The 12,899-nt window shown below is 52.2% G+C and carries 13 protein-coding genes; 10 read left to right on the top strand and 3 right to left on the bottom strand.

Going from position 1 to position 12,899, the window contains the following annotated elements:
* Position 1 precedes the first annotated feature (1 nt).
* The 8 genes from BZG78_RS09825 to fis all read left to right on the top strand — a co-directional run bounded on the left by BZG78_RS09825 (position 2) and on the right by fis (position 7,906).
* A complete protein-coding gene (locus BZG78_RS09825; RefSeq protein WP_077661088.1) occupies positions 2 to 625 on the top strand; it encodes a 3'-5' exonuclease in 624 nt (207 codons plus the stop codon).
* Between the two features lie 229 nt (positions 626 to 854).
* The gene (acs, locus tag BZG78_RS09820; RefSeq protein WP_077661087.1) at positions 855 to 2,804 is read left to right on the top strand and encodes an acetate--CoA ligase; all 1,950 of its coding nucleotides are present in this window, start codon (positions 855 to 857) and stop codon (positions 2,802 to 2,804) included.
* 270 nt (positions 2,805 to 3,074) lie between these two features.
* The gene (aroQ, locus tag BZG78_RS09815) at positions 3,075 to 3,530 is read left to right on the top strand and encodes a type II 3-dehydroquinate dehydratase (protein ID WP_077661086.1); all 456 of its coding nucleotides are present in this window, start codon (positions 3,075 to 3,077) and stop codon (positions 3,528 to 3,530) included.
* Between the two features lie 25 nt (positions 3,531 to 3,555).
* On the top strand, positions 3,556 to 4,023 hold the full coding sequence (gene accB, locus BZG78_RS09810; RefSeq protein WP_077461891.1) for an acetyl-CoA carboxylase biotin carboxyl carrier protein: 468 nt from the start codon (positions 3,556 to 3,558) through the stop codon (positions 4,021 to 4,023).
* A gap of 10 nt (positions 4,024 to 4,033) precedes the next feature.
* Positions 4,034 to 5,377: an acetyl-CoA carboxylase biotin carboxylase subunit gene (accC, locus tag BZG78_RS09805; RefSeq protein WP_021024109.1), complete on the top strand. Its 1,344-nt coding sequence runs from the start codon at positions 4,034 to 4,036 to the stop codon at positions 5,375 to 5,377.
* Positions 5,378 to 5,504: 127 nt separating this feature from the next.
* Positions 5,505 to 6,392: a 50S ribosomal protein L11 methyltransferase gene (gene prmA / locus BZG78_RS09800; RefSeq protein ID WP_077661085.1), complete on the top strand. Its 888-nt coding sequence runs from the start codon at positions 5,505 to 5,507 to the stop codon at positions 6,390 to 6,392.
* A gap of 229 nt (positions 6,393 to 6,621) precedes the next feature.
* Positions 6,622 to 7,587 carry a tRNA dihydrouridine synthase DusB gene (dusB, locus tag BZG78_RS09795; RefSeq protein WP_021024112.1) on the top strand — a complete coding sequence of 322 codons (966 nt, stop codon included), beginning with the start codon at positions 6,622 to 6,624 and terminating at the stop codon, positions 7,585 to 7,587.
* A gap of 22 nt (positions 7,588 to 7,609) precedes the next feature.
* Positions 7,610 to 7,906 (top strand): DNA-binding transcriptional regulator Fis, encoded by a 297-nt coding sequence (fis, locus tag BZG78_RS09790; protein ID WP_021024113.1) that lies wholly within the window; start codon positions 7,610 to 7,612, stop codon positions 7,904 to 7,906.
* 89 nt (positions 7,907 to 7,995) lie between these two features.
* On the opposite strand, the gene zntR is transcribed toward fis, so the two are convergent.
* A complete protein-coding gene (gene zntR, locus BZG78_RS09785) occupies positions 7,996 to 8,430 on the bottom strand; it encodes a Zn(2+)-responsive transcriptional regulator (protein WP_077456053.1) in 435 nt (144 codons plus the stop codon).
* A 261-nt stretch (positions 8,431 to 8,691) separates the two neighbouring features.
* Here zntR and purH point away from each other — a divergent pair, with 261 nt between their 5' ends.
* On the top strand, positions 8,692 to 10,281 hold the full coding sequence (purH, locus tag BZG78_RS09780; protein WP_077661084.1) for a bifunctional phosphoribosylaminoimidazolecarboxamide formyltransferase/IMP cyclohydrolase: 1,590 nt from the start codon (positions 8,692 to 8,694) through the stop codon (positions 10,279 to 10,281).
* 21 nt (positions 10,282 to 10,302) lie between these two features.
* Positions 10,303 to 11,598, top strand: a complete 1,296-nt coding sequence (gene purD / locus BZG78_RS09775; RefSeq protein ID WP_077661083.1) for a phosphoribosylamine--glycine ligase — start codon at positions 10,303 to 10,305, stop codon at positions 11,596 to 11,598.
* Between the two features lie 147 nt (positions 11,599 to 11,745).
* On the opposite strand, the gene BZG78_RS09770 is transcribed toward purD, so the two are convergent.
* Positions 11,746 to 12,420: a DUF1481 domain-containing protein gene (locus BZG78_RS09770; protein WP_077461886.1), complete on the bottom strand. Its 675-nt coding sequence runs from the start codon at positions 12,418 to 12,420 to the stop codon at positions 11,746 to 11,748.
* A 60-nt stretch (positions 12,421 to 12,480) separates the two neighbouring features.
* Positions 12,481 to 12,753: a nucleoid-associated protein HU-alpha gene (hupA, locus tag BZG78_RS09765; RefSeq protein WP_021024119.1), complete on the bottom strand. Its 273-nt coding sequence runs from the start codon at positions 12,751 to 12,753 to the stop codon at positions 12,481 to 12,483.
* Between the last annotated feature and the right edge of the window lie 146 nt (positions 12,754 to 12,899).

The raw sequence follows: 12,899 nt of genomic DNA, 5'->3' as shown, positions 1-12,899 counted from the left end.
CGTGAACCAGCTAGCTCGCTATTGGTATCGCTATCGGTTGCGCCACTCTCCTTATCGCGCGCTCTTTTTACCGCCAGATAAACGTACCCTGATATCACTGGATTGTGAAACCACCAGCCTTGACCCAGCTCATGCCGAGTTAGTCACGATTGCGGCGACACCGATCAAAGGCAACCGTATTCTGACCAGTCAATCGCTGACACTCACTCTTGCCGCACCCGAAAGTTTAAGCGCCGGCTCCGTGCGCATTCATCAATTGCGTCATCAAGATCTTGTCCATGGTGTCAGTGCCAAGCAGGCCATGACCTCACTGATCCACTTCATCGGTAATCATCCTTTAGTTGGCTACCATATCCGCTACGACAAAAGCATTTTGGATCGCTATGCCCGTCAATATCTTGGTTTCCCGCTGCCCAACCCACTGATTGAAGTCAGCGACATTTATCAACGCAAATTAGAGCGCCTACTCCCTAATGCTTATCATGACATCAGCATGGAAGCGATCAGTCGCCATCTAGAGATTCCCCTTCCTGCTCGCCATGATGCTTTAGACGATGCCTTAGCAGCGGCCCTGATTTATGTTCGCCTGACGCAAGGCGAGATGCCAATCCCTCAATCTCGGTAATCCAGCGCCCTTGAATCGCAATAAAAGTGCGATCCAGCGCCCAGTAACTGGCCCGACAACACCACAATCCACTTAAAAATCAAGGGGCTCATCCTAAAGTCTAATTGCCGGATAGCCTTATCTGTCACACCTTTACTGCATGGTTTACGTTTGCCAGGCCGCGGTAACGCCTGACATCTCACGACATGGAAGCGCCGCGCGGAGCATCGCGGACACGAGGAGAAACAGGATGAGCGATAGTCACGTATATCCCGTCATGCCTTCAATTGCACAAAAGGCACACGCTGATGAGGCCAAATATCAAGCTCTCTATCAGCAATCAATTACCGACCCTGAGGGATTTTGGCGAGAACAAGGCCAGATAATTGATTGGATAAAACCTTACAGCAACGTCAAGCACACGTCCTTTGATACGGGGCATGTCGATATTCGCTGGTTTGAAGATGGCACACTCAACGTGGCGGCTAACTGTATTGATCGCCACCTAAAAGACAAAGGCGATCAAATCGCGTTGATTTGGGAAGGCGATGACCCCAACGACGATGCGACCCTGACTTACCAAGCCCTTTACGAGCACGTGGGTCGCTTTGCTAACGCCCTAAAAGCGCAAGGGGTTAAAAAAGGCGATGTGGTTTGCTTGTATATGCCGATGGTCATGGAAGCGGCCATCGCGATGCTCGCTTGTGCGCGCATTGGGGCGGTGCATACCGTCGTATTCGGTGGCTTCTCCCCTGAAGCGCTTGCAGGCCGCATCATTGACTCGAACGCGAAAGTGGTGGTAACTGCGGATGAAGGGGTACGCGGTGGCCGTGCCGTCCCGTTAAAGCAAAATGTCGATGAAGCGCTAACCCACTCCAACGTGAAATCAATCGAAAAAGTGGTGGTCTACCAGCGCACAGGTGGCGACATTGATTGGCATCATCACCGCGATGTTTGGTGGCATGAGGTCACGGAAAACGCATCGGTGGATTGCCCCGCAGAAGAAATGCAGGCTGAAGATCCCCTTTTCATTCTCTACACCTCCGGCTCCACCGGCACCCCCAAAGGCGTTCTCCACACCACAGGCGGATACTTGGTTTACGCCGCAATGACCTTTAAATACGTTTTCGATTATCAAGACGGCGAGGTGTTCTGGTGTACCGCCGATGTCGGCTGGATTACCGGTCACAGCTATCTGGTGTATGGCCCGCTCGCGAACGGGGCAAAAACCCTTTTATTCGAAGGTGTCCCCACCTACCCGACCACGGCGCGAATGAGTGAAGTGGTCGATAAGCACCAGGTCAATATCCTCTACACCGCCCCCACCGCGATTCGCGCACTGATGGCCAAAGGCAATGAAGCGGTTGCCGGCACCCAACGTAATTCGCTACGGATCATGGGATCGGTCGGCGAGCCCATTAACCCCGAGGCCTGGGAGTGGTATCACAGCACCATCGGTAATCAAGCCTGCCCAATTGTCGATACTTGGTGGCAAACAGAGACGGGCGGGATTTTGATTACGCCCCTCCCTGGCGCCACACCACTTAAACCGGGCTCAGCGACGCGTCCTTTCTTTGGTGTTCAGCCAGCGCTGGTGGACAACATGGGCAATCTTCTTGATGGCGCGACAGAGGGTAACTTGGTGATGCTGGACTCATGGCCCGGTCAAATGCGGACCGTATTTGGTGACCACGATCGCTTCGAGCAGACTTACTTCTCGACCTTCAAAGGCATGTATTTTACCGGTGACGGCGCGCGCCGCGATCAAGACGGTTATTACTGGATCACCGGCCGGGTTGATGATGTACTCAATATATCCGGGCACCGAATGGGCACCGCCGAAGTCGAATCCGCTTTGGTGGCATTCAATAAGATTGCTGAAGCGGCAATTGTCGGGGTACCTCATGATATCAAAGGCCAAGCCATTTATGCCTATATCACCCTCAACGCCGGTGAAGTGCCGAGCGCCGAGTTGCATAAAGAAGTGAAAGAATGGGTGCGAAAAGAAATCGGACCGATCGCCACGCCAGATTTCATTCATTGGACCGATGCGCTCCCTAAAACACGTTCCGGTAAAATCATGCGCCGAATTCTGCGTAAAATTGCCACAGGCGAAACCGGAAGCTTGGGAGATACGTCTACCCTTGCCGACCCGAGTGTGGTGGATAAGCTTATTGCAGAAAAAGAGAGTGTGGTGTAACCCTCACGAAAGATTGCTTAGCAACCTTTGCCGCCCACGGGCGGCTTTTTTATTCTTGCCGCTAAACCTGCTTTAGCGCGCATTTTTTCAACACCAACAGGACGAAGTGTGCTGATTAGACCAGTATTTTGCTGCGATTTGCGGTGAATTCTCTATAATTGCTATCACAAAGGATAAAATCGCATGTAGCGTACCATCACAGCATGCGTACCAGCAGGAATTCACACTAAGCTGACACGATGTTAGCGAATAGGAGAAGTAAGCCTCAAGATGCCGACAAGAAACCACATTTTAGTCTTAAACGGCCCGAACCTTAACTTGCTCGGACGCCGTGAGCCTGAACACTATGGCTCTCAGACCCTCGCGCAAATCATGGCCGCGTTAGAGGCTCAAGCCACAGGGTTGGCATTGACCCTTGAGTACTTTCAATCCAACAGTGAAGCTAGCCTCATTGATAAAATCCACCAAGCGATGGAAAGCGTGGATTTTATTATTATTAACCCAGCCGCTTTGACGCACACCTCGGTTGCATTACGCGATGCACTGCTCGGGGTCAACATTCCCTTTATTGAAGTGCATTTATCTAATGTTCACGCCCGCGAACCCTTCCGACATCATTCCTATTTGTCGGATAAAGCGGTCGGCGTGATCAGTGGCTTAGGGGCTGATGGTTACGAATTCGCCTTAACAGCTGCCGCACGCCACCTCGCGTTTGCGGCCCAGTAAAACAAAACATAAGAAGAGACGTATCATGGATATCCGCAAGATTAAAAAACTGATCGAACTTGTCGAAGAATCGGGCATCTCCGAACTCGAGATTGCCGAAGGTGAAGAGTCAGTACGAATCAGCCGCTCAGCACCCGCAGCGCCAGCCCAAATGGCTGCGCCACAGTACGCACCACAATACGCAGCACCGGCTGCGCCAGCACCCGCGCCTGCCCCCGAGGCTTCTGCCGCAGAGCCAGCAAGCGCACCTAAACCGACTGGCCATCAGGTTCTGTCACCCATGGTTGGCACCTTCTACCGTGCACCGAGCCCAGAGTCGGCAGCATTTGTCGAAGTCGGCAGCCAAGTGAAAGAAGGCGACGCCTTGTGTATCGTTGAAGCCATGAAAATGATGAACCAAATCCAAGCCGATAAGAGCGGGGTGGTGAAAGCAATTCTGTGTGAAGACGGCCAGCCCATTGAATTCGACGAACCACTCGTGATCATCGAATAAGCGAGGGCGCATGTTAGATAAAATTGTAATTGCTAACCGTGGTGAAATTGCACTGCGGATTTTGCGTGCTTGTAAAGAGCTCGGCATTAAAACCGTGGCGGTGCATTCCACCGCAGATCGCGATCTTAAGCATGTCTTGTTAGCCGACGAAACCGTCTGTATTGGCCCCGCGCCAAGCAATCAAAGCTACTTGAACATTCCTCGCATTATCAGTGCTGCTGAAATCACCGGTGCCGTTGCCATTCATCCTGGCTACGGCTTCTTATCAGAAAATGCCGATTTCGCCGAGCAAGTCGAACGCTCAGGGTTTGTGTTTGTTGGCCCAAGAGCAGAAACCATTCGTCTGATGGGGGACAAGGTCTCCGCGATCGAATCGATGAAAAAAGCGGGCGTGCCCTGTGTGCCAGGTTCAGATGGCCCTCTGGGTAGCGATCAAGAGAAAAACAAAGCGATCGCCAAGCGTATCGGGTATCCCGTCATTATCAAAGCGTCTGGCGGCGGCGGTGGCCGTGGTATGCGTGTGGTTCGTGCCGAATCGGAACTGATTGACGCCATTGCCATGACGCGTTCTGAAGCAAAATCCGCGTTCAGCAACGACATGGTTTACATGGAAAAATTCCTTGAAAACCCACGTCATGTTGAAGTGCAGGTACTCGCAGACGGTCAAGGTGGTGCCATTCATCTCGGTGAACGCGATTGCTCAATGCAACGCCGCCATCAAAAAGTGGTCGAAGAAGCCCCTGCACCAGGGATCACTGCAGAAATGCGTAAGTTTATTGGTGAACGTTGCTGCCGCGCGTGTGTTGAAATTGGCTATCGCGGCGCCGGTACCTTTGAATTTTTGTATGAAAACGGCGAGTTCTTCTTTATCGAGATGAATACACGTATTCAAGTTGAGCACCCTGTGACAGAAATGGTCACGGGTATCGATTTGGTTAAAGAGCAACTGCGTATCGCTGCCGGTCAGCCGCTGTCGTTTACGCAAGACGATATTCAGATTCGTGGTCATGCGGTCGAGTGCCGGATCAACGCCGAAGATCCAGAGCGCTTTATCCCCAGCCCAGGACAAATCCAACGCTTTCATTCGCCAGGTGGCATGGGTGTACGCTGGGAGTCCCATGTCTATACGGGCTATCACGTGCCTCCCCATTACGACTCCATGGTCGGCAAGCTTATTTGTTATGGGGAAAACCGCGACGTTGCGATTGCTCGCATGAGAAATGCGCTCGCTGAAACGGTGATCGACGGCATAAAAACCAATATCCCACTCCAGATCGACATTATGAATGACGAGCACTTCCAACGCGGTGGTGCCAACATTCATTACCTCGAGAAGAAGCTCGGCTTGTCATGACCAGAGCGTAGAACGATAAATAGACGCAAAGCGGCCTGCATGTTAGTAGGCCGCTTTTTGTTTGCAGCATGCACAGTGTTGATCTGATAAAATCTTCAGTATTCCTTATCCTGACACGAGACTCACCATGCCTTGGATCCAATTAAAACTGAACGCCAATGCCGACAATGCTGAAGCACTTGGCGATCTACTGATGGAAGAAGCCGGCGCGTTGTCTGTGACCTTCCTTGATGCCAAAGACACACCTGTTTTTGAGCCTTTACCCGGCGAAACCCGCTTGTGGGGCGAAACTGACATCATGGCGTTGTATGATGCACAAGCCGATATGGATACCGTATTAGCGGTACTAAACGCGAGCCCATTGCTGGCTGACAACTTTGCCCACAAGATCGAGCAGCTCGAAGACAAAGACTGGGAACGGGCATGGATGGATAACTTTAAGCCGATTCAATTTGGCGAGCGGCTGTGGATCTGTCCGACCTGGTGTGAGGTCCCCGATGACACGGCAGTCAACGTGATGCTGGATCCTGGACTCGCCTTTGGCACCGGCTCTCACCCAACCACGGCCCTTTGTTTGGAATGGCTTGATAGCTTGGATCTAAACGGAAAAACCGTGATTGATTTTGGCTGTGGCTCAGGCATTCTAGCCATTGCGGCTATCAAGCTGGGCGCTGAGCGGGTCATTGGCATTGATATCGATCCCCAAGCCCTGCTCGCCTCCAAGGACAACGCTGAGCGTAATGGTGTTGCCGATCAACTGCACCTGTATCTCCCGAAAGACCAACCAGCCGATCTGAAAGCAGATGTGGTCGTGGCCAATATTCTCGCTGGCCCACTCCGTGAGCTTTCTGCCGTGATCAAAGGGCTGATCAAACCAAATGGTCAACTAGCGATGTCTGGCGTTCTCGATTCTCAAGCCGAAGACGTTGCTAATCACTATCGCGATCGTCTCGATATTAACCCGATCGTCGAACGTGAAGAGTGGTGCCGGATAAGCGGCCAGTTGCTCACTTAATCGGTCAGATCGTCGCGCTATGAGCTTGCCGCACAAGTAACTTTTGTCGGTAAGCCATGGTTGACGTGCTACTTGAAATGCTTGATTAATCAGCGAAACGCGGCTGATACAAAAAGTGCGAGAAAAATCAAGCCATCAATGCTCAAATATTGTCCTTTTCAGACGCAGCAAAAATGCGTAAAATGCGCGCCCTTGCTGACTCAGAGCGGCTGAAGAGGATTTAGAGCTTTTGCGTATCGGACCTTACACCCTGGATGTCCCTTTGATCGTCGCCCCAATGGCCGGCGTGACGGACCGACCATTTCGTGAGCTATGCCTTGCGCATGGTGCCGGTATGGCTATCAGTGAAATGATGTCATCCAATCCAGCATTGTGGCGGACGAACAAATCGCAAAAGCGCATGGTTCATATTGACGAATCCGGTCTGCGCTCGGTGCAAATCGCGGGGGCTGAACCCGAGCTTATGGCTGAGGCGGCGCGATTTTGTGTCGAGAACGGGGCGCAAGTGATTGACATCAACATGGGTTGCCCAATGAAAAAGGTCAATAAAAAGCTAGCAGGCTCTGCATTGCTAACTCGACCCGATCTGATTGAGCAAATCCTAACAGCCACGGTAAACGCGGTGGATGTGCCCGTGACGCTTAAAACGCGTACAGGCTGGGATCCGGACAATAAGAACTGTGTAACGATCGCCCGGATGGCGGAAGATTGTGGTATCCAAGCCCTTGCACTGCATGGCCGCACGCGTGCCTGCATGTACAAAGGTGAGGCAGAGTACGACAGCATTAAAGCTGCGAAAGCAGCGGTATCGATTCCGGTGATAGCCAATGGCGACATTGATTCACCAGAAAAGGCCCAGTATGTTCTCGACTATACAGGGGCAGATGCCGTAATGATTGGTCGCCCTGCTCAGGGACGCCCGTGGATTTTTCGCGAAATCCACCACTATCTCACCACAGGTGAGCACTTGCCTGCCCCTTCATTAGAAGAGGTTAGGACGATTTTGTTGGGTCATGTTCAAGAGCTTCATCAATTTTATGGGGAGCTCAAAGGATTACGTATTGCCCGAAAGCACGTGGGCTGGTACCTCAAAGAGCATGATCAAATTGGCGACTTTCGCCGCACCTTCAACGCAATCGAAGATGCACAACAGCAGATCGATGCGCTGCAAGGCTACTTCGACAACGTTGCATAAATACGAGAAGAGCTGACAGAATATGTTCGAACAAAACCTGACTTCCGAAACATTGACAGTAACAACTGTAACTTCACAAGATCAAATTACGCAAAAGCCACTTCGTGACTCTGTAAAAGCGTCCTTGAAGAACTACCTCGCGCAATTGAATGGCCAGGAAGTCAACGATCTGTATGAGCTTGTCCTCGCAGAAGTTGAGCAGCCACTGCTGGATACCATCATGCAATACACCCGCGGCAACCAAACCCGCGCAGCCACCATGATGGGCATCAACCGCGGTACATTGCGTAAGAAACTGAAAAAATACGGCATGAACTAATCAATCATTGGTTTGGCTGTTATAAAACGGGCTAGCCGTCAATCGGTTAGCCCGTTTTTGTTTTCTCTGATGGTGCAACGCACCTTCCCTTAACAGCATGAGTTGGAATCTTCACTGTCCGCCAGGGTTTCCAAGATTGAGCAATGGGTCGCGTCATCGTCGTCCATACCGCAGCAGGCGGCATTTAAACGTGTAAGGGCATGCTTGACCCGCTCAAGCGCGGCTATCTTCTCTGAGACCTCATTCAGGCGCCGCTGGGTGATCCCTTTCACTTCTGCACAGGTGTGTAACGTCGCTTCTTCGCGAATGTCAGACAGCTCGTGAATTTCATCAAGCGATAATCCCATTTCTTTGCCGCGCAAAATGAACATGACTTGGCTAATGGCATCATCGGCATAAAGCCGGTATCCACCCTCTGTACGCGCACTCGGCGCCAACAAGCCAGACTTTTCATAAAAACGCAGCGTATCGGTGGAAACACCACAGTGCTTGGCTAGCTCACCTATTTGCAGCAACTTGGTCATCACCGCTCCTTTTCATGTTGGATGAACTTTCTTTTTGTAGCAAAGGCGGGCCCTTATGACCAGCGTTGCATGAAAGCAAGCAACGACAGCTGGACAAAAACAATAAAAATGTCGCCATCAGCAAATAGCAATCGATTGCGCAAGTAAAATCAGATAGAATGGCGCCGCTTTGACAATTGGCAGTTTAATAAAGTTTACCTATGTGGTTAGCCATGGTGGGCTTTGATAAGCATTCAATCTGTCAGTGAAGAGAACTAAGCCATGGAAAATCTGCGTCCTATTCGTCGCGCGTTACTCAGCGTGTCTGATAAAACCGGTGTGGTCGAGTTTGCCCAAGCACTCGCCCAACGCGGTGTCGAACTGCTATCAACCGGCGGCACGGCCCGTTTACTCGCAGAAAACGGCCTTGCGGTCACCGAAGTCTCCGAGCATACCGGCTTCCCAGAAATGATGGATGGCCGCGTGAAAACCCTCCACCCGAAAATTCACGGCGGTATTTTGGGCCGGCGCGGTCAAGACGATGCGATGATGGAACAGCATCAGATCGCACCGATTGATATGGTAGTAGTGAACCTCTACCCGTTCGCACAAACCGTTGCCAACCCAGATTGCACACGTGAGCAAGCTATCGAGAATATCGATATAGGCGGCCCAACCATGGTGCGCTCAGCGGCGAAAAACCATGCTGATGTCACCATTGTGGTGAATAGCCAAGACTATGATCGCGTGCTCACCGAGATGGATCAGCACCAGCAGTCTTTGACACATGCCACGCGCTTTGATTTAGCCATTGCCGCGTTTGAGCACACCGCGGCCTACGATGCCATGATTGCGAATTACTTTGGCACCCAAGTCCCTGCCTATCATCACGCAGAAGACAGCCAAGACTCGCCATTCCCACGCACCCTGAGCCAACATTGGGTTAAAAAGCAAGACATGCGCTATGGCGAGAACAGCCATCAGGCGGGCGCGTTTTATACTGAAGCCCACCCGCAAGAAGCCTCGGTAGCCACGGCTACCCAACTGCAGGGCAAGGCGCTGTCTTACAACAATATCGCTGACACCGATGCCGCACTAGAGTGCGTGAAAGAGTTTGAACAGCCTGCCTGCGTGATTGTAAAGCATGCTAATCCCTGTGGCGTCGCCATCGGTGAAGACTTACTCAGCGCCTATCAGCGCGCTTATCAAACCGATCCTACCTCAGCATTTGGTGGCATTATTGCCTTTAATCGTGAACTGGACGGCGACACGGCACAAGCCATTGTTGAGCGTCAATTTGTCGAAGTGATCATCGCACCACGCGTCAGTGACGCCGCCAAAGCAGTGGTCGCGGCGAAGAAAAATGTCCGTCTTCTCGAGTGTGGCCAATGGCAAGCACGCACCACAGGGTGGGATAGCAAGCGCGTCAATGGCGGCTTGTTAGTTCAAGCACGCGACCAAGGCATGGTCGGTTTAGACGATTTGCGTATTGTCACTGAGCGCCAGCCCACAGACAAAGAGCTGAACGATGCCCTATTTTGCTGGAAAGTGGCAAAATACGTAAAATCGAACGCGATTGTGTATGCCAAAGACAGCATGACCATCGGCGTCGGCGCCGGCCAAATGAGCCGCGTCTACTCGGCGAAAATAGCCGGCATTAAAGCGGGCGATGAGCAGCTCGAAGTGGCCGGTAGTGTGATGGCCTCTGATGCCTTCTTCCCTTTCCGTGACGGCATTGATGCTGCGGCAAAAGCTGGGATCACCTGCGTGATCCAGCCGGGTGGTTCGATGCGTGATGAAGAAGTGATTGCCGCCGCCAATGAGCATGGCATGGCGATGGTCTTTACCGGTATGCGCCATTTCCGCCACTAAGTGGGCGATGAAGGAGAACACATGAAGGTATTAGTAATTGGTGGCGGTGGCCGCGAGCATGCGCTAGCGTGGAAAGCCGCGCAATCATCCAACGTTGAGATCGTATATTGCGCGCCGGGAAACGCCGGCACCGCGCATGAAAACAAGTTGAGTAACATTGCGATCGCAGCTGATGACGTTGAAGGGTTGCTGGCCTTTGCCCGCGAGCAACAGATTGATTTAACCATCGTCGGTCCTGAAACGCCCTTGGTGTTGGGCGTGGTCGATGCCTTCCGTGAGCACAGCTTGGCCATCTTTGGTCCTACCCAAGCGGCCGCGCAACTTGAGGGGTCTAAAGCCTTCAGTAAAGACTTTTTAGCGCGCCATGGCATTCCCACCGCTGACTACCAAACCTTTGCCAAGGTGGAGCCTGCACTGGCCTACATCGCGGAAAAAGGCGCGCCCATTGTGGTCAAAGCCGACGGCCTTGCCGCTGGCAAAGGGGTCATTGTGGCGATGACCGAGCAAGAAGCAACTGAGGCCGTGCGCGATATGCTCTCGGGCAATGCCTTTGGCGAAGCGGGCCACCGCGTGGTCATCGAAGAATTTCTGCAAGGCGAAGAAGCAAGCTTTATCGTCATGGTGGATGGTGAGCATGTGTTGCCAATGGCCACCAGCCAAGACCATAAACGCGCAGGTGAAGGCGATACCGGCCTCAACACCGGCGGTATGGGTGCATACTCGCCCGCCCCTGTGGTCACCGACGCCATTCACCAACGCGTGATGGACGAGGTGATTATGCCCACCGTCAAAGGGATGTATGCGGATGGTGCGCCCTATACCGGCTTTTTATACGCAGGATTGATGATCGCCGCCGATGGGACGCCAAAAGTCATTGAGTTTAACTGTCGCTTTGGCGATCCGGAAACTCAACCGATTATGATGCGTTTGCAATCTGACTTGGTGGAGCTTTGCCTGGCTGGCACGCAAGGACGCCTCAATAAAGTCGATTCTCAGTGGGATCCACGTGCAGCCGTCGGCGTGGTTTTAGCCGCAGGTGGCTATCCAGGAGACTATCGTAAGGGCGATCGTATTACTGGGCTGCCTACCGATAGCGATACCGCCAAAGTATTTCATGCCGGTACTGCGCTCAACAACGGCGACATTGTCACATCTGGCGGGCGTGTACTCTGTGCAACGGCACTGGGAGAGACGGTAACAGCCGCCAAACAAGGCGCTGACGCGCTTGCCGCTATGATTTACTGGCCAGGCTGCTTTTATCGCAGTGACATCGCCCACCGCGCGGTATCTCGCGAAAAAGCTGATTTATCGACTTAATGTTACATCGCGGCATGCCGCATCCAGCAAGCCAGACCCGATAAATGCGCCACCAAGGCGCATTTTTTATATCCGCGGTTTTTACGTGTCGACGAGCTTTTTTGCTTCGATAGGGTTTTGTTCATCGAGCGTCTATTCATCGAGCTTTTATTCGTCAAGTAAGCGAGGGCGCTGCAAACAGGCTTTGTTATTATCGACATACACAAGAAAGTCGATGTTATCGCGTAGGATACCTGAATCGCCACCTGCTACCACAAAGGTGCCGGGCTGACTTATCTGCGAAACCACGCTGGGATCAATCGTGTCAGAAAATGTCCAACGCTGGGTATCGCCACGACAATCGACCCAACGGTCGCCCTGACGCTGCGCTTGCCACACTGATACATCACGTGACAACTGCGTTTTTGCTTGCTGCTGTACTTGATTGGCTTCTTGATAAAGGCGGGTCAGTGTCGCGCTACTCAAGGGGAGTAAGGTTTCATCTTGCTGATAGCGCTGAAAGACAGGCTCACCACTGGCATCAAATCGAACATAGATAGAGAAGGGAGCTAATGCGGCGCCCGCCAGCTGTGTGCCCTCTCGTTTGATTGCACGCAAGCTGCCGTCTCGCCAGACATACTCGCTACGATAACGACCATAATCGCCCTGCCACACCTGCTCGGCTAAACCAATTACCTGCCCTTGCTGACTATCCAACCAGTAAACAGCGCGATAATCGCCGGCGGAAGCGGCGGTCATATGCGTGACCGGCTTGGAAGGCTGCCCACTTGAGCACCCAACCAGGATGGCCATCAACGCGACTATCCAAAATTTAGAACGCATCACGAGTCCACATACAAAAACGCCATAGCGAGAAGGCTATGGCGACATGAGCAGTAACGCTTACTTAACCGCGTCTTTTAACGCTTTACCCGCGACAAACGCAGGTACGTTTGCTGCCGCAATTTGAATTTCTTGACCCGTTTGTGGGTTGCGACCTGTGCGTGCTGCACGGTGGTTCAATTTAAACGTACCGAAGCCAATCAGTTGTACCTGCTCGCCTTCTTTCAAAGCGCCTTCAATACCGCCTAAAGTCGCTTCCAAAGCTGTTTTCGCTTGTGCTTTTGAAAGTTCTGCTTTTTCTGCGATCAGGTCGATCAGTTGGGTCTTGTTCATTATGTCTTCCCTTCTAGGTTTTTTAGAGACGAAGTCACTCTAATTCAAAAGAAGCCCGGCTGGCAAAGGTTTGTGGCGCTCTGTGTGGCTGTATGGAGGCTCTTTAACCACAAACTGAGCGCGAACTCACAATTTGTTGCGTTTTT

Source organism: Salinivibrio sp. MA351 (assembly GCF_001996065.1).
In the GTDB taxonomy this organism is placed as follows: domain Bacteria; phylum Pseudomonadota; class Gammaproteobacteria; order Enterobacterales; family Vibrionaceae; genus Salinivibrio; species Salinivibrio costicola.
The sequence above is the reverse complement of the archived record's forward strand: the minus strand, read 5'-3'. Positions and strand labels throughout refer to the sequence as shown.